This is a genomic window from Pseudomonas sp. JUb42 (assembly GCF_024807945.1).
Classification (GTDB): Bacteria; Pseudomonadota; Gammaproteobacteria; order Pseudomonadales; family Pseudomonadaceae; genus Aquipseudomonas.
The window spans coordinates 131,779-148,272 of record NZ_JANUFD010000019.1 but is presented as its reverse complement, the minus strand read 5'-3'; the positions used below and the strand labels follow the sequence as shown (position 1 = coordinate 148,272).

Here is a 16,494-nt window from a genome sequence, read left to right as displayed (position 1 = left end):
ACGGCCCCATGCCGTTCGAACCTGTTGGGTGAAACGAGTCGGGTTGGGGAGAATTTAGCAAGGCGCTAAATCGCTGTGCTGATCATTCGTTTTCGCAGCAGTAGTCACGTCATGAGTACAGTGGATGAAGGTGTCACGTCGAGGGATGCTGGCCGGCCTGGTGGCCGCCGGTGTAGTGCTGCCTGCCGGCTGGTACGGGCGGCAGAAGTGGAACCAGGTGCAGGAAGCGGAGCTGAGCAGCGACGAGCCTGCGGTGCCGGTCGATGACTTGCCCAATGCTTTTCTGGCCGAGCGTCTGGTGGGTATCTGGGACTGGCAGCTGGTGGACGCTCACCCGGCGCTGGCTGCTCTGGCCGGTCCGCTGGAGCTGCTGCTCGATGTCGGTCAGGGCGCCCGTGCCGTGCGTGGCTATCTGGGGCGTGCGCCTTACGCGGACGACGGCTTGCAGGTGTATGGGCCGCTGGCGGCCGAGCACTTGCCGACGCTGCGCTGGAAGATGGTCGCCCCGTCAGGCGCGGCCTATGACTGCGACGCGGTGCTGGATGAAATCTGGGGTGACTGGAGTGAAGGTGGCGGCGGCGCGACGATCAGCGGGCAGGTTCGCGTGGCCGGGACCCAGCCGGGCTATTCCGGCCCTCAGGCGCGTTTTGTCGCCAGTCGCCGAGCCTTTGTCGAAGCCCGTGAGCGCCTGCCCTTCGTTGCGGCCTTGCATGACGATCTGATCTCGCCGCAACGGCGCTACTACCACCAGTTATGGCACGCCAGCCGTGATCGCTGGCACCGTATCGATGAGTCGCGCCGCCAGATGATCCGCGCCCTGGGCTGGCAGGTCGGCCCACTGGGCAAGGAGCGCAACGCCCGCGGCCATGATCGCCATCGCAACGGCTCTGGCGAGGACTTCCTGTTCATGCACCGGCATATGCTCCATGGCGTGCGCGAGATTCAGGACCTGCGTTCCTGGCCTTGCATGCCGGCGCCGCGGCCTTATCTGGGCCAGGGCACTCAGGCCTTTGTCGATTACCTTAGCAACCGCACGGGCTACAGTGTTCCGCCCACCTGGCAAGCCAGTGGCGACGACGCCTTCAGCCAGTGGCTGTATTACCTCAAGAGCAATCAGGGGCTGTACGCCAATTTCCAGCTTTGGGAGGCCCAGTTGCACGACCCGCAGTACCTCAGCACCCTGTGCCTGGGCGAGTTGGGATCGCGCATCGAATTGGGTATCCATGACTGGTTGCATATGCGCTGGGCCGCCCTGGGTCGTGACCCTGACTCGGGTTTGCCCATGGCTTATGCACGGCGCAACTATGACTTTGCCGGCCGTTGGTTCGGTGCGGGCAATGATTTTCTCGGCGATCCGTTTTCCTCCCATGTAAACCCGGTGTTCTGGGCCTTCCATGGCTGGATTGATGACCGCCTCAATGACTGGTTCCTCGCTCATCAGCAAGCCCATCCCGGTGAGGTGCTGCCGCTGACGGTCAACGGTATTCCGTGGTTCGCGCCGGGGCGCTGGGTGCGCGTGGCCGAGCCCTGGCTCGGCCCTTCCCGGGAAGGCTGCGGGGCCTGGGGCCTGGGTAACGGCGGCGGCAGTGACAAACTGGATATCGAGACCATGAAGCTGGCCTTGCAGGTGATTTTCAGCCCCGAGGAAGAAGCCGACCGCCTGGCGGGCCGAGTGCCACAGCGACCCTGGTATGGCCGCCATCTGGCGGCGGGGCCGAGCAGGGGTGGGTTGTAGGCGCTGCAGCAGGCTGCGACAGCGTTGGGTCAGCTAGTCCATTCGCAGCCTGCGGCAGCGTCTGCAGAATAGGTATGCTGCGAGGTCAGCGTTTGTTAGCCACCACCGACGACAGACTCCAGCCACCTCCCAGGGCCTTGTACAGCGCCACACTGGCCTGCAACCGGTCCTGGCGCAGTTGCACCCGATCGGCCTGGGCGCTGAACAGGCTGCGTTGGGCCTCGAGCACGCTGAGCAGGTCTTCGGCCCCCGCGCGGTAGCGACTCTCCGCCAGGTCGAACGCGCGTTGTGCCTGGGTCAGTTCTTCGTTCTGCCAGCGCGCCTGGCGATCGAGACCGTCGACACTGTTCAGGGCCTTTTCCACCTCACCGAAGCTGGTGATCAGCACGCCACGGTACGTATCGAGCAGCTCGTCCTGACGGGCGATGGCCTTGTCGCGCCCGGCACGTAGCTGGCCGTTATTGAAGATCGGCGCGGTAATGGCTGCGCCCAGGTTGAATACCGGGTTACGGGTGAGATCGACCAGTTGCCCATCACCTGTGGCCAGGCCAGCGGTCAGGTTCAGTGTCGGGTATAACGCCGCCCTGGCCACGCTGACATCGGCCTGGGCAGCGGCCAGCCGTGCTTCGGCACTGGCGATGTCAGGGCGGCGAGTCAGCAACTGGCTGGGTATGCCGCTGTCGATGGCCGGGCCGGTGATCTGTTCGAAGGGTTGCTCATCCAGACTGAGATTCTGCACCGGCTCGCCGAGCAACGTGGCGAGGGTTATCAGTGCTTCACGCGCCAGTTGCCGATAGAGCGGCAACTGGCGTTGTTGGTTGGCGACCAGGCTTTGCTGCTGGGCCAGTTCCAGGGCCGTGGCGGAGCCGGCCTGATAGCGGTTGCGCACCAGCGCGAGGATTTTCTCGGCGTTGTTCAGGTTGAGTTCGGCAATCCGCGCCTGCTCACGGGCGGCGAGGGTGGTCAGGTAATTGTCGGCGACGCTGCCCAGCAGGCTCAGCTCAAGGGTGTCGCGATCAAAGGCAGAGGCTTGCAGGTTGTATTCGGCACTGTCCCGGGCCGCCGCATTGCCGCCCCAGAAGTCCACCTCATAACTGGCGGTCAGGCCCAGGTTGAAGTAATGGTAGGTGCGTTCGCTGCTGGAAGTGTCGAGTTCGTTGTAGCCCTGGCCTTTGAGCAGGCGTTGGCGATAACCATTGGCGCTGGCATCGAGCTTGGGCAGCAACGTGCCGCCAGCGATGCGTACATCGGCGCGGGCCTGACGGACCCGGGTCACGGCGGCCTTGAGGTCGTGGCTGCCCTGACGCGCCTGCTCGATGAGGCGCGTCAATTGCGGACTGTTGAAACTGTTCCACCATTGCGGGTACTGCGCGGCTGCCGCAGCGGGCGTTTGCCAGCTCTTGGGTGGTGTGATGCCGCTGTCCAGAGGCACGGGCGCCTGACTGCAGGCGCCAAGCAGGATCAGCAGAGGGAGCAGGGCGAAAGGGGCTTTATTCATGATTATTCACTGGTCAGGGCGGCGACCGGATCGAGCCCGGCGGCTTTGCGCGCCGGCATGAAGCCGAAGATCACGCCGGTGGCGACCGAGCAGGCAAAGGCGCCGAGCATGGCCAGGGAGGAAAACGCCACGGCCACATCGGCCAGGGTCAAGGCGCTGCCAATCAGCAGGGCCAGAGCGATACCGATCAGGCCACCGACCAGCGACAGCACCACGGCCTCGGTCAGGAACTGGCGCAGGATGTCGCGTTGGCGGGCGCCGGTGGCGATGCGAATACCGATCTCGCGGGTGCGCTCGCGAACCGTCATCAGCATCACGTTCATCACGCCGATGCCCCCGACCAGCAGGGATATGGCGGCAATGGCCCCGAGCATCAGAGAAAGGCCGTTGCGGGTATGGGCTTCGGCCTGGATCAGGGCGGCGCTGTTGTCGATCTCGAAGTCGGCCACACCGTTGTGCAGGCGCAGCATCAGGCTGCGGATGGCCTGTTCGGCCTCGTGGACCAGGGTGCTGTCGGCCGCGCCGATGACCACGTACTCGGGGTATTCGGCGCCGGACAGGCGAATGCGTGCCGCCGTATAGGGGATGGCAATACGCAGGTCATTGCGCTGGTTGGCGCCGCTGGAGCCTTTGCTCGCCAGTACGCCGATGACCTGGAAGGGTACATTTTCGATCAGGATGTACTGGCCGACCGGGTCGCGACCATCGACGAAGAGTTTTTTCTGCACTTCCGAGCCGATCACCGCCACCGCTGCGGCGCTGGTCATGTCGGCGTCGGTGAAAAAGCTGCCGGCGGTCAGCGGCCAACTGAATATCTTCGGGAACACCGGGCTGTAGCCACCGATGGTCGAGGTCATGTCGCGGTTGCCGTAGCGCACCTGGGCCTTGAGGGTGGTGGCCGCCATGATGGTCCTGACCTGGGGCAGGTCAGCCAGGGCCCGGACATCGCTGAGGCGGATATGGCCGCTGGGCGCTCTGGGGGCCGGTGGCGCGCCGTTCATGAACAGGATATTGGAGCCGAAGGCACCCATCTGGGCCATGACCTGGCGCTTGCTGCCTTCACCCACCGCCAGCATCACCACCACCGAGGCGACACCAATGATGATGCCCAGCAGGGTCAGGGCGGTGCGCATGCGGTTGGTCCACATCACCCGCCAGGCCGCTTGCAGGGCATCGCGGGTTTCCCCGAGCCACGGGCTGCGCTCGGTATTGGCCTGGCTCAGGCGCCGACGCAGGTCATCGGCGTGCAGGGCGCCTGCACCCGGTTCGGGCCTGTTTTGACCTGTGCCACTGTCGCTGATCACCTCGCCATCGCGCACTTCAATTATGCGCTGGGCCCGGGCGGCGACGTCACGGTCGTGGGTAATCAGGATGACCACATGGCCCTGGGCGGCAAGTTCGTCGAGCAGGTTCATGACTTCGACGCCGCTATGGCTGTCCAGCGCCCCGGTGGGTTCGTCGGCGAGAATGATGTGGCCGCCGTTCATCAGCGCGCGGGCAATCGATACCCGTTGCTGCTGACCGCCGGACAGCTGGCGTGGGCGATTGCCGATGCGCTCGCCCAGGCCCAGGCGTTGCAGCAGGGCCTGGGCACGTTCGGCGCGCTGCAGTGCCGATGTACCGGCATAGATGGCCGGCATTTCGACGTTTTCCTGGGCCGAGGAGGAGGGGATCAGGTGATAGCCCTGGAATACGAAGCCGAACGCCTCCCGGCGCAACCACGCCAACTCGTCGATGTTGAGCAGCGCGACGTCTTCTCCGGCGAAGCGGTACTGCCCCGACGTTGGCCGGTCCAGGCAGCCGAGGATATTCATCAGGGTCGATTTGCCCGAGCCCGAGGCACCGACAATGGCGATGAATTCACCGGCGTGAATGGCCAGATCGATGCCGCGTAATACATCGACTTGGGGGCTGTCGCCGCCGCCGTAGGATTTACGGATGTCGATCAGTTCAATCAGTGGCGTGCTCATTCAACCCCCGCTGCCGGTGGGGCTGATCAGCAACTTGTCGCCTTCCTGCAAGCCGTCGAGGATCTGCACGCGCAGACGATCACTCAGGCCGGTACGGACCTGGCGCTCTTCGATCTGGCCGTTGGCGGCCAGTACCTGGGCGGTTTGTCGGTCGTTGCCCTGGCTGTGGAAGGCCGATATCGGCGCGGTCAATACGTTTTGCGCACTGCCTGAGACAAAGAACACCTGGGCGGTCATGTCCGCCATCAGCGCGTTATCGGCGTTGTCCACGTCGAGCAGCACGGTGTACAGCACCACTCGGCCACCGCTGCTGCCTGAGCCGCTGCTGGAGCTGCCTGCGGCGGAGGCCGGGCTGCCACCGCCCTGGTTGAGTTGGTCCAGGGGTTTGGGGGGGATCGGCAGGATCTGTCGAACCGTACTGGACCAGCGGCGCCCGCCGCCGCTCAAGGTCGTGAAGTAAGCCTGCATGCCAGCCTTGACCTGGCCGATATCGGCTTCCGAGACTTCGGCCCAGACCGTCATGGGCGACAGCTTGGCGATGCGCAGGATCAGCGGGGTGCGCTGCTGGGCATTGAGGGTCTGGCCGACCCGGGCGTCTACCGCGACCACGGTGCCGCTGATGGGCGCGTAGATTTGCGTGTAGCCCAGTTGCGCCTCGGCGCTGCGCAGGGTGGCCTGGGCCTGGAGAATCTGCGCCTGGTACATGTCGATGCGCGCCTGGGTGGTCAAGACCTTGGCCTGGGCGGTCTGCACATCTTCCTCCCGCGTGGCGCCATCGACGGCCATGCGTTGTTGTCGGCGCAGTTGCTGTTGGGCCAGCAGATGCTCGGCGCGTTGCTCCTTGACCTGGGCCTTGAGGGTTTCGATGGCGAAGCGCTCGGCATCCAGTTGGGCCTTCTGGGTCGAGGGATCGATTTCCACCAATAACTGGCCTTGCTTGACTGTGTCGCCAACTTCGACATGCAGCGTACGAATCTGCCCCGACGCCTGTGCGCCAACGTCGACGTATTGCCGTGGTTGCAGAGTGCCCAAAGAGGTGACGGCAGATTCGATATTGCCCCGGGAAACACTGACGAAAGGTCGTTGATCCGGCGACTCGGGCAATAGCCTCCAGGCAGCGAACGCAGCGGCGGGGATCAGGCAAAGCACAACGGCGACAGCGCGGCGGGTAAGGCGAGGAGGAGTCATGCAGGGTTCCGGCCAGTAGGTGGTGCGCTGTCACGAAGGAGCAGCGTCGGTAACTGCCGGTTAGACGAAAGAAAAGAAGGGGAATTTAGGCGCTCTATAGCGATGTGGAGGCAGTTGCTGAGAGTCTTTTTGAAAGTTTATGAGAATTATTATAATTTAGGGCGTGGCGATGCTATTAAATGGCCTGCATTGCATTACCTTCTTCATCGAATATTCAAGGAACGCACCTTCGATGCCAGTCCTGCTTGACCATTACTACCGGGAGCTCGTGGGCTATCTGAGCGCGCGACTCGGCAGTCGACATAACGCCGAGGACATTGCCCATGACGCCTATGTGCGCATGCTCGAACGTCGCGGCGAGGTCCAGGTCAGCCATCCACGGGCGTTTTTGTACCGCACCGCGCAGAACCTGATGGTCGATGCCCACCGACGTAATGTGGTGCGCCGGGTGGAGCCCATCGAGGTGCTGGAAACTGACGAGCGTTTCTTCGTCGCGCCTGCCCATGTCGGTTCGGTGGATGAAGAGCGCCTGGCCTTGATGCGCAGAGCGCTGGCTGAACTCAGTGAGCCGTGTCGACAATGTTTCCTGCTGCGCAAGCTCGAAGGCCTGTCGCACCCGGAAATTGCCGAGCGGCTGAATGTGTCCAGGGCCATGGTCGAAAAGCACATCGTCAATGCCATGAAGCATTGCCGCCTGCGCATGCAGCAGTGGGCTTAAGGGGCGGCGCGCTTGCTGCGGACCACTGTCTCGCCTTTCTCGTTACTGCTCAGGTACACCGGCAACACTTTGGGCAGAGTCTGTACGAGTGCGGCAACTTCCTGGGTGTTGTAGATACCGCCAACCCGCAGCTGACCGGTGGCCCGGTCGCCAAGGTGGATCGGAACAGCGAGATAGCGATTGATCTGCGGCAGGGCATCGCTCAGGGACAGGTCGCGCAGGATGAGTTTGCCGCTGCGCCAGGCCATGGCCTCTTCGGGCAGAGCGGTGCTGACTTGCGGGCTGATCATCTGCGCGGTATAGCGGGCCTGCATGCCCGGTGACAAATAAGCCAGCTGATCGATCCTGTTGCGGTCAGCCATCACCTGCACCGAACCCTGCATCAGGGTGACGACGACCTCGTCCTGGTAGGTCCATACATTGAATTTGGTTCCGGTTACCCGAATCTGCCCGCGTCCGGCATTGACCAGGAAGGGGTGGCTTCCATCGTGACGCACTTCGAAATAGGCTTCGCCCTTGTTCAGCGTGACGCTGCGGCGATCCTTGAAATTGGCGAATGACAGCTGGCTGCCCAGGTTCATCTGCACTCGCGAGCCGTCGGCCAGCACGATGTCGCGCAATTGCGAGCCGCTTTCGAAACTCTGGTAACTGTCGGGAATGACATTCAGATGCCAGCCGATCAGTCCGGCAATGGGCAGGGCAAGCAGCAACAAGGCGGCAGCCATCAACGGGCGCTTGAATGTGCGCCGTGGCAGCGGTTGTGGCTCGGCGGGTATGAAGGGGGCAGAGGGCGAATCAGTCGGCAGGTATTCGCTGATGGTCCAGATTTCCATCATGGCGTCGAATTCACGCTGGTGCGCCGGATCACGGTCGAGCCACTGATTGAGTTGTTCGCGTTCCTGTTCGCTGAAGTCGTCTTCATTGACGCGCATGCACCAATGCGCCGCTTCATCGCTTAGCGCGTCATGGGAAGAGCCTGAAGCGGAAGGAGTGGGCATGAAAAATTACCGACTGACTGATCTGGTCGTACAGCGCCATTCTTTTAGTGTGTATGTAGATAATTATACAGTTAAATATTATTCAGGGTGACGGCATATAGCCATGATTGCACAGGATGTCGATGAGCGACCAGCCCGGCTGTCGTACCAGGAGGGTACAGGCTTAACCGGGCAATGGGGCGTCAGGGCGTGGTGGTGAGAGGCGGGAGCGTCTTACGGCTTAATGAGTGTGGGCGGATTCCACGAAGTTCTTGCAGTGGACCAGAGCGTCGCGAATCATGAAATTTACCAGGGTCGGCGAGACGCCCAGTTCGACGGCTATATCCTTCTGCGGCTTGCCGTGCACCCGATACATGACAAATGCATAACGCGTGCGCTCGGGCAGTTGTGCCAGTGCGCGATCCACTTTGCCCAATGTCTGACGGTCCACATTGATCGACTCCGGATTAGACACCTGCGGCGCCGCATTCAGATTCTGCTCGTCGTTGACGAAGTACCGTTGCTCCATCGACTGCTTGCGGTAGTGGTCGATGGCCAGGTTGCGCACGATGCGGAAGATGTAATTGAGCCGGGCATTGAAAGGCAGCGTATCGGAGGTCATGGATGACACCCGGATATAGGCATCCTGAACAACATCCTCGGCGCGGCTATGGCAGCCGGTGATCCTGGCAGCGGTCTTGATCAAGCTTGCACGGTTGGAAATCAATGTCTGAAGCAGGGATGGGAATCCGTTTAGCCGAAGGTCTGTGATGCCTGAGTCCTGCATGATGTTACCTGCGCGGTCGAGGTTGACAGAAAATGTATCCGTACGTTTCGGCGGCAAAAGTAAGTCTGTTGCTTATCATTGTCAAATGGGAATTAATCCTATTAATGGATTATTTTCGCATTCCCATAGTGCCAATTTCGTCTCAGACCACGGCTTCATGGGCTAAAACAGGGCGTTTTTCCGAGAGCGGGTCGCTTCTAAAAAGATGTGAAGAATGTGACTAAATTCCGTAAAAGCCTGCTCGTTCCCTGAACAGAGATTTCCCCCGCCAACGCGGCGTCCGTTCAAGGAGCCTTCGTGCATCCGCTATCCCTGCAAACCCTGGCCCTGGCTTCCTGCTGTTGTCTGGCTCTCAGTGCCGTGAATGCTGCCGAGCCGCCGGGCAAAGCCGTTATCAGCTGGTCGTCCCTGGGCGTACCGCACATTCAGGCCGCCGATGATCAAGGGCTTGGCTACGGCATCGGCTACGCCTATGCGCGGGACAACCTGTGCCTGCTCGCCGATGAAGTCGTCACTGTCAGTGGTCAGCGCAGCCGGGTACTTGGCCGCGCCGGCCGCTCGTCCGTGGGCCAGGACAACCTGACCTCCGATATCTTTTTCCAGTGGCTAAACAGCGCGCAACAGGTCCAGGCGTTCTGGCAGGCGCAGCCAGTGGCCATGCAACAGCGCATCGCCGGTTATGTCGCCGGGTTTAATGCGTATCTGTCACAGACCCCGGCCAGCCAGCTACCCGAAGCCTGTCGTAACGCCGGTTGGCTGCGCCCCCTGGTCAAGGAAGACGCTGTGCGCCTGGTGCGGCGTCTGCTGGTGGAAGGTGGCGTCGGTCGTTTTGCCAAGGCGCTGGTCAGTGCGGCGCCACCGACGTCGGCTCAGCCCGCAGTGGCTTCCAGTTCAATCGTCGCCGAGTCTATGGCCCGGTTGCAGGGCTTCGCCCAGACCCGTGGCAGCAACGCCATCGCCGTGGGCGGCGCGCGCAGCGAGAACGGCAGAGGCCTGTTGCTGGCCAACCCACACTTCCCCTGGAACGGTGGCCTGCGGTTTTACCAGATGCACCTGACCATCCCTGGCCAACTGGATGTCATGGGCGCCGCGCTACCGGGCCTGCCTCTGGTCAATATTGGCTTCAACCAGCACATGGCCTGGACCCATACGGTCGACCAGTCCAGCCATTTCACCCTGCATCGCCTGCAACTCGACCCGCAGAATTCGCAGCGCTATATCGTCGATGGCCACAGTGAAGCCATGGGCAAACGGCCGGTCCAGGTGCAGGTTCGCGAGGATGACGGCAAGCTGACCAGCGTCAATCACGATGTCTATGAGTCGCGCTTCGGCCCCGTGGTGAGTCTGCCGGGGCTGATGCCATGGGACGCCCATCAGGCCTATGCCCTGCAGGATGCCAACCTGGGCAATGACCGCATCCTGGCGCAATGGGATGCGATGAACCGCGCCCACAGCGTCGTCGAGTTGCAACAGGCCATCAGCGACTTGCAAGGGATTCCCTGGGTCAACACACTGGCAGTGGATGACCGTGGCGGGGCGCTGTACATGAATGCCGGGGTCATCCCCAATATGCCCCTCGCCAGCCTCGCACAGTGTGCTGACCCGGCGCTGGTCAAGGCCGGTTTGCCTGGCCTGGATGGCAGCCGTTCGGCCTGTAACTGGCAGAATGATCCGGGCGCGCGGCAGGCGGGTATTGTCGCGGCCAGCCATCTGCCGCAATTACTGGGCAATGATGTGCTGCAGAACGCCAATGACAGCGCCTGGATGACCCGGCCCGCTGCACCGCTCACAGGGTTTTCGCCGTTGATCAGTCGCAGCGACCGGCCCCTGGGTCTGCGTGCCCGGTTTGCCCTGAGCCGCTTGCAGCCGTTGGGCGAGCGGCCGGTCTCGGCGGACTTTCTCGCAGAACTGGTCACCGGTAACCGCGTGTATCTGGCTGACCTGGTACTGGACGACATCCTGGCGTTCTGCCGGCGCCAAAGTGATTCGGCTGTCCGGCCAGCCTGTACGGCATTGCAGGGCTGGGATCGTCAGGCGCAGACCTCCAGTGGCCTGGGGCCGTTGTATTTCCAGTGGGTCATGGTCGGCCTGCAGGCCGGGGGCGACAGCTGGCGCCAGGCGTTTGCGGCCGGTGATCCGGTGCGTACCCCCAGTGGCCTTGCCTGGGAACGCCCCGAGGTTGCCGCACGTCTGCACAAGAGTCTGATCGATGCCAGCACCCGTGTGGCGGGCCTGAACCTGGCAGCCGACACCCGCTGGGGCCAGTTGCAGACCGTGGTCCGTGACAGGCAGCGCATCGCCATCCCGGGAGGTGACGGCAAGCTGGGTATCTATAACGCCATTACCGTTGAGCGTAACGGTGCCGGTTTTACTGTCGACGGTGGCAGCAGCTACATCCAGTTGGTCAGTTTCGACGACAAGGGGCCGGTCGCCCGGGGCCTGTTGGCGATGTCCCAGTCCAGCGACCCGGCGTCCGCGCATTTCAAGGACCAGACGCTACTGTTCTCGACGCAGCAATGGCGGCCGCTACCCTTCACCCCTGAGCAGATCAAGGCCGATGGTGTGCAGCAGACACTGGAATTGAAATAAGCCCGGTTGCCGGTGAGCAGATGGCCTTGCTCACCGGCACAGCGGTCAGCCGCCGAAGGTCAGCGTGCCCTTCATCATGGTCGAATGGAACGGGTACGAGCAGAAGAAAACATAGTTCTCGCCGGACTTCAGGGTGGCGGTGTCGAAGGTTGTCGAAGCCTGTTCGCCACCACCGATCAACCGGGTATGGGCCAGCACGCGCAGATCGCCCGGTTGTAGATAGTCGTCGGCTTCTCCCGCCTTGGAGCCGTCTGCGGTAATGGCGGCCATGTCCTCCTTCTTCGCCAGCACCCAGTTATGGCCCATCACATTCTTCGGCAGCGTACCGGGGTGCAGCAGGTTGACCGTGAATTTCTTGCAGCTGGCGGGCACGGCGATGGTCTTGAGGTCGTAGGTCATCTGGTCGGTGCCATGAATATCCACCGTACAGGGTTCGGCCGACCAGGCGAGGCCGGACAGGCTCAGGGCGGCGATGGCCAGGGTAGGGCGCAGCATAGAATTCTCCGTGAGTAGTCGAGGGGTATGCCCTTAGCAAGACGAAGCTCATTCGCTGCGCTTTAACCGGTCTATAAAGAAGCGAGCCGATTAACGCGGTGTGCCAGGTCAGTCATACCGACCCCCTCGCGAACACGTTCGCTTCTATCGACCGCGCACCGACCTGAGTCAGTGACTGCCTTTGCTGCACCCTCCTGAAGCAAATTCCTCCCCATGAAAATCATTCAAGTACCTTGAATTGGCATTGCTGCCGATTGGCACGCTTCATGCTCTTGTATCTTTATTCAAGTAACTTGAATATAAATCCTGTCGATTCAAGGGGAGCCAACACCGATGAAACGCCACGCACTCAAAGCACTGTCCCTGTCACTGATTACTCTGTTCGCCGTGTCCATGGCTCAGGCCGATGACTTGTTGCAGCGGATCAAGGACAAAAAGGAAATCGTCGTCGCCACCGAAGCGCGCTTCGCGCCTTTCGAGTCGGTGGAGAACGGCAAGATCGTCGGTTACGGCGCCGACCTCATGCACTACGTGCTCGATGCCGATCTGCCGGGGGTCAAGGTGCGTCAGCTCGACCTGCCGTTCCAGGGCATCCTGCCGGGCCTGGACAGCGCCAAGTTCGATTTCGTGGTGACTTCGGTTACGGTGAACAAGGCGCGCTTCGAGCAATTCGCCTTCACCGTGCCGATTGCCGAATCCACTGTGGCCCTGCTCAAGCGCGGCGATGACAACAGCCTCAAATCGGTGGGCGACCTTAACGGCAAGATCATCGGCTCCCAGGCCGGCTCCGGTCAGTTGGCGGTGTTGCAGGCCTTCAATGCCAAGCTCAAGGCCGAAGGCCAACCGGGTCTGGCGCGGATCAAGGAATACGTCAGCTTCGATGAGGCCTATGCCGACCTGGCCAACGGCCGTCTCGATGGCGTGGCGCAGTCGCTGTCCAACCTCGGCCCGCTGATGAAGGCGCGTCCCGGCGTATTCAGCACCTTGCCGGAAATGGTCGGCCCGACCACTTACTTTGGTTGGGTAGGGCGCAAGGGCGCCGACAGCGCCACCCTGGTCAAGCTGTTCAGTGACGGCATCGCGCGCGCCAGTGCAGACGGCACCCTGAAGAAGCTCCAGGACAAGTGGTTCGGTTTCGGCATGACCCTGCCAACCGATGCCATGCCGGTTCCGAGCATCTGAGTGGCCTGGCTATGAACGATTTCACCACACGCCTGGCGCTGTACTGGCCCGCCTTGCTCGATGGCGCCCTGACCACCTTGTGGCTGTGCGCCGCAAGCATGGTCCTGGGGTTTGTCATGGGCGTGCTGATCCATCTGCTCGGTACCGGCAGCAGCCGCAGCGGGGTGGCCTTCGCCAGGGTGTACGTGAGCTTCTTTCGCGGCACGCCGATGTTGGCGCAGCTGTTGTTGCTGTTCTACCTGCCGTCGGCACTGAATATCGATGTGCCGCCGCTGGTGGCTGCCGGTTTGGCCCTGGCGCTGAACACGGCGGCCTACCAGTCGCAGATCCTGCGCAGCGGTTTTGCCGCGATCCCCAAAGGTCAACTGGAAGCGGCGAGAGTGTTCTCCATCGGCAAATGGCAGACCCTGACCCGCATCCAACTGCCGCAGGTGCTGCGGTTGACGTCACCTGCGTTGATCAGTGAGCTGATCGACGTGATCAAGGTCTCGGCGGTGGTCTCGGTGATTTCCATTACCGACCTGATGCGGGTCAGCCAGCAACTGGTGTCGCAGACCTATCGCCCGCTGGAGGTTTATCTGGTGGCGGCGGTGTTTTACCTGGCCCTGACCAGCCTGCTGAGCGTGCTTGGCCGGTTGCTCGAACGCCGTTGGCAGGAGCGCGCCTGATGCACGAATTATTGAGTTATCTGCCCGACTTCGGCGAGGCCCTGTTGGTGACCCTGGGCATCAGCCTGGCCGCCGCCGCAGTGGGGCTGCTATTGGGTTTCGGCCTCAATGCCCTGCGCCTGGCCGTGCCGATGCTGGCCGGTGTGTATGGGCTCTACGTGTGGTTGATCCGTGGTACGCCGTTTCTGGCACAACTGGCGGTTATCTATTTCGGTTTGCCGGTGCTGGGCCTGCGTCTGGAAGCGGTCGAGGCCAGCATCTTCGCCCTGGCGCTGTACAGCGCTGCTTATTTTGCCGAGCTGTTTCGTTCGGCCTGGGCCAGCGTGCCGGGTGGTCAGGTCGAAGCGGCGCGGGTCCACGGTCTGTCCCGGCGCCAGGCGTTCTGGCATATCCAGGCGCCCCAGGCCCTGGGTTTTGCCCTGCCGTTGCTGGGCAATCAGGTGATCCTGACCATCAAGGAAAGTGCGGTGACTTCGATCATCACCGTACCCGAACTGACCCTGACGGCCGGCCGCATCGTTTCCACCACTTTTTCCTACGTCGTGCCTTACGCCTTGCTGGTGCTGAGCTACTGGCTGCTGACCACTTCGGTCGCAGCGGTGGCCGAGTACCTGGGGCGACGGGCGACGCGCCATCTGCGAGGTTGATGCGATGAGCCATTTACCCCTCCTGCAACTGCGCGGTGTCGGCAAGTCCTACGGGACCAACCGGGTACTCCAGGGCTTCGAGCTGTCGGTCCAGGCCGGCGAGATCGTCTCGCTGATCGGCCCGTCCGGCTCGGGCAAGACCACCGCCCTGCGCTGCATGAACTTCCTTGAAACCTATGACGAGGGCGAAATCTGGATCGACGGCCAGTTGCTCGGCTACAGCGGCCCGGGCCGCACCGTCAGGGACCGCGACAGCGACAGCCAGATAGATGAAGTGCGCAAGCCGCTGTCCATGGTCTTTCAGCAGTTCAACCTGTGGCCGCACATGAGCGTGCGGGAAAACGTCATGGCGCCGCTGGTACTGGGCAAGCACATGAGCAAGGCCGAGGCCCGCACCCTGGCCGATGCCGCCCTGCAGCGGGTAGGGCTGGCGGCCAAGGCTGATGCCTACCCGGCGCGTTTGTCCGGTGGTCAGCAACAGCGTGTCGGCATTGCCCGGGCATTAGCGGTCAAGCCACGGCTGATGCTGCTCGACGAACCCACTTCGGCTCTTGATCCGGAACTGGTCGAGGAGGTCCTGCAGGTGATCCGCAGCCTGGCCGACGACGGCATGACCATGGTCATGGTGACCCACGAGATGAGCTTCGCCGCGCAGATTTCCAGTCAGGTGGTGTTCATGGAAGCCGGCCAGATCGTCGAGACCGGCGAGCCGGGAGCGATGTTCCAGGCCCCCAAGACCGAGCGCCTGCAACGCTTTCTCAAACCCTGGTTCAACCGCAGCCTGTCGCCGCGCGTGGAGGCTTTGTCATGAGTGCTCAACAGGCAATGGACGCTGTTTCGGGACGGCGCCTGCAAGCTCTGCTCGATACCCTGGCCACCTTTGGACCGGGCGAGCAGGGCGGCATGAATCGTCAGGCGTTATCTGAAGAGGACTTGCAGGCCCGGGGCTGGCTGCTTGATCAGGCGCGCCAGCTGGGTTGCCAGGTCTGGACTGACGGCTGCGCCAATCTATTTATCCGTCGTGAGGGTAGGGAAGATCTGCCACCGGTGATGACCGGCAGCCATATCGACACCCAGCCCACCGGCGGCACCCTCGACGGTTGCTACGGTGTGATGGCCGGCCTGGAATGCCTGCATGCTCTGCAAGCCGCCGGGATACGTACGCGCCGGCCAATCGAAGTGGTGGTCTGGACCAACGAAGAAGGCAGCCGGTTCAGCCCTGGAGCCATGGGTTCCAGTGCCTATGTCGAACCTGAGCGCCTGGCGGTCTACCGCAATAACCTCGATGTCACGGGCGTTTCGGTGGGTGAGGCGCTGGATGCGCACACCGCGCGTTTTCCTGATCTGCCGCTGCGGGAAAAAATCCCTGCCCATGCCTTTGTCGAGTTGCATATCGAGCAGGGCCCGGTGCTGGAGCAGGCCGCCATTCCCTTGGGCGTGGTGACCGGTATTCAAGGCGTGCGCTGGTATCAGGTGCGCTGCAAGGGCGCTTCGGCCCATGCCGGCACCACGCCCATGCACATGCGCCGCGACGCCATGCTGCTGGCAATGGATGCCGCACGGCGCATCGATGCCCTGGCCGATCAACTGGCCACCGAGGACAAGCGCCTGACCTTCGGCCGCTGGAATGTCCTGCCTAATGCGATCAACACCATCGCCAATGAAGTCACGTTCAGCATCGATTTTCGCCATGCCGACCCAGCGGTATTGGCGGCCTTCGATGCGCAACTGCCGGGCTGCCTGCCCGGTGATACCGAACTGAGCAGCCTGTTCAGCCATGCGCCCACGGCTTTCGACCCGACTGTGGTCGGGGTGCTGGAACAGGCCTGCACAGCCACCGGCCTGGCCCATCAGGCCATTCGTTCCGGCGCCTTTCATGACGCCATGTACCTGGCCGGGCACTGCCCGACCGGCATGCTGTTTGTCCCCAGCCGCGCGGGCATCAGCCACAACCCGCTGGAATTCACTGAACCTGCGCACTTGCTTGCCGGCACCCGGGCACTCGCCTGGAGCCTGGCGGCACTTGCCGAACAACCGTAA

The 16,494-nt window shown here is 62.5% G+C and carries 14 protein-coding genes; 8 read left to right on the top strand and 6 right to left on the bottom strand.

What is annotated here, in order from left to right:
* Window positions 1-124 precede the first annotated feature (124 nt).
* Complete coding sequence (locus M2401_RS30360) at window positions 125-1,735, top strand: PvdJ/PvdD/PvdP-like protein (RefSeq protein WP_259109608.1); 1,611 nt, start codon at window positions 125-127, stop codon at window positions 1,733-1,735.
* A gap of 85 nt (window positions 1,736-1,820) precedes the next feature.
* On the opposite strand, the gene M2401_RS30355 is transcribed toward M2401_RS30360, so the two are convergent.
* Genes M2401_RS30355 through M2401_RS30345 form a run of 3 tightly spaced genes read right to left on the bottom strand, consistent with a single transcriptional unit; the run spans window position 1,821 to window position 6,391 of the window.
* Window positions 1,821-3,233: an efflux transporter outer membrane subunit gene (locus M2401_RS30355; RefSeq protein ID WP_259109607.1), complete on the bottom strand. Its 1,413-nt coding sequence runs from the start codon at window positions 3,231-3,233 to the stop codon at window positions 1,821-1,823.
* Window positions 3,234-3,235: 2 nt separating this feature from the next.
* Entirely contained in the window at window positions 3,236-5,203 is a 1,968-nt protein-coding gene (locus M2401_RS30350) for a MacB family efflux pump subunit (RefSeq protein WP_259109606.1), read from the bottom strand.
* Window positions 5,204-6,391: an efflux RND transporter periplasmic adaptor subunit gene (locus M2401_RS30345; RefSeq protein ID WP_259109604.1), complete on the bottom strand. Its 1,188-nt coding sequence runs from the start codon at window positions 6,389-6,391 to the stop codon at window positions 5,204-5,206.
* 232 nt (window positions 6,392-6,623) lie between these two features.
* Between M2401_RS30345 and M2401_RS30340 the strand changes: the two genes are divergently transcribed.
* A complete protein-coding gene (locus tag M2401_RS30340; RefSeq protein WP_259109602.1) occupies window positions 6,624-7,109 on the top strand; it encodes a sigma-70 family RNA polymerase sigma factor in 486 nt (161 codons plus the stop codon).
* Here the strand turns inward: M2401_RS30340 and M2401_RS30335 are convergent.
* Window positions 7,106-8,107 (bottom strand): FecR family protein, encoded by a 1,002-nt coding sequence (locus M2401_RS30335; RefSeq protein WP_259109600.1) that lies wholly within the window; start codon window positions 8,105-8,107, stop codon window positions 7,106-7,108. The two genes, M2401_RS30340 and M2401_RS30335, sit on opposite strands and share 4 nt — an antisense overlap.
* Before the next feature lie 220 nt (window positions 8,108-8,327).
* Window positions 8,328-8,873 carry an RNA polymerase factor sigma-70 gene (locus M2401_RS30330; RefSeq protein WP_259109598.1) on the bottom strand — a complete coding sequence of 182 codons (546 nt, stop codon included), beginning with the start codon at window positions 8,871-8,873 and terminating at the stop codon, window positions 8,328-8,330.
* 297 nt (window positions 8,874-9,170) lie between these two features.
* On the opposite strand from M2401_RS30330, the gene M2401_RS30325 reads away from it, so the two are divergent.
* Entirely contained in the window at window positions 9,171-11,462 is a 2,292-nt protein-coding gene (locus M2401_RS30325; RefSeq protein WP_259109595.1) for an acylase, read from the top strand.
* A 45-nt stretch (window positions 11,463-11,507) separates the two neighbouring features.
* Here the strand turns inward: M2401_RS30325 and azu are convergent, their stop codons facing one another.
* Window positions 11,508-11,957, bottom strand: coding sequence for an azurin (gene azu, locus M2401_RS30320; protein ID WP_259109592.1), 450 nt, complete (start codon window positions 11,955-11,957; stop codon window positions 11,508-11,510).
* Between the two features lie 333 nt (window positions 11,958-12,290).
* On the opposite strand from azu, the gene M2401_RS30315 reads away from it, so the two are divergent.
* The 5 genes from M2401_RS30315 to M2401_RS30295 are packed head-to-tail and all read left to right on the top strand — an operon-like array spanning window position 12,291 to window position 16,494.
* A complete protein-coding gene (locus M2401_RS30315) occupies window positions 12,291-13,139 on the top strand; it encodes a transporter substrate-binding domain-containing protein (RefSeq protein WP_259109590.1) in 849 nt (282 codons plus the stop codon).
* An 11-nt stretch (window positions 13,140-13,150) separates the two neighbouring features.
* On the top strand, window positions 13,151-13,807 hold the full coding sequence (locus tag M2401_RS30310) for an amino acid ABC transporter permease (protein WP_259109588.1): 657 nt from the start codon (window positions 13,151-13,153) through the stop codon (window positions 13,805-13,807).
* Entirely contained in the window at window positions 13,807-14,454 is a 648-nt protein-coding gene (locus M2401_RS30305) for an amino acid ABC transporter permease (RefSeq protein ID WP_259109587.1), read from the top strand. Before M2401_RS30310 ends, M2401_RS30305 begins: the two co-directional genes overlap by 1 nt.
* 4 nt (window positions 14,455-14,458) lie before the next feature.
* Window positions 14,459-15,265 (top strand): amino acid ABC transporter ATP-binding protein, encoded by an 807-nt coding sequence (locus M2401_RS30300; RefSeq protein ID WP_259109584.1) that lies wholly within the window; start codon window positions 14,459-14,461, stop codon window positions 15,263-15,265.
* Complete coding sequence (locus tag M2401_RS30295) at window positions 15,262-16,494, top strand: M20 family metallo-hydrolase (protein ID WP_259109582.1); 1,233 nt, start codon at window positions 15,262-15,264, stop codon at window positions 16,492-16,494. Before M2401_RS30300 ends, M2401_RS30295 begins: the two co-directional genes overlap by 4 nt.

Coding starts and splice junctions, on each gene's coding strand:
- M2401_RS30355 (WP_259109607.1), bottom strand. CDS start 3,233: ATGAATAAAGCCCCTTTCGCCCTGCTCCCTCTGCTGATCCTGCTTGGC.
- M2401_RS30335 (WP_259109600.1), bottom strand. CDS start 8,107: ATGCCCACTCCTTCCGCTTCAGGCTCTTCCCATGACGCGCTAAGCGAT.
- M2401_RS30350 (WP_259109606.1), bottom strand. CDS start 5,203: ATGAGCACGCCACTGATTGAACTGATCGACATCCGTAAATCCTACGGC.
- M2401_RS30340 (WP_259109602.1), top strand. CDS start 6,624: ATGCCAGTCCTGCTTGACCATTACTACCGGGAGCTCGTGGGCTATCTG.
- M2401_RS30330 (WP_259109598.1), bottom strand. CDS start 8,873: ATGCAGGACTCAGGCATCACAGACCTTCGGCTAAACGGATTCCCATCC.
- M2401_RS30315 (WP_259109590.1), top strand. CDS start 12,291: ATGAAACGCCACGCACTCAAAGCACTGTCCCTGTCACTGATTACTCTG.
- M2401_RS30360 (WP_259109608.1), top strand. CDS start 125: ATGAAGGTGTCACGTCGAGGGATGCTGGCCGGCCTGGTGGCCGCCGGT.
- M2401_RS30305 (WP_259109587.1), top strand. CDS start 13,807: ATGCACGAATTATTGAGTTATCTGCCCGACTTCGGCGAGGCCCTGTTG.
- M2401_RS30310 (WP_259109588.1), top strand. CDS start 13,151: ATGAACGATTTCACCACACGCCTGGCGCTGTACTGGCCCGCCTTGCTC.
- M2401_RS30300 (WP_259109584.1), top strand. CDS start 14,459: ATGAGCCATTTACCCCTCCTGCAACTGCGCGGTGTCGGCAAGTCCTAC.
- azu (WP_259109592.1), bottom strand. CDS start 11,957: ATGCTGCGCCCTACCCTGGCCATCGCCGCCCTGAGCCTGTCCGGCCTC.
- M2401_RS30345 (WP_259109604.1), bottom strand. CDS start 6,391: ATGACTCCTCCTCGCCTTACCCGCCGCGCTGTCGCCGTTGTGCTTTGC.
- M2401_RS30295 (WP_259109582.1), top strand. CDS start 15,262: ATGAGTGCTCAACAGGCAATGGACGCTGTTTCGGGACGGCGCCTGCAA.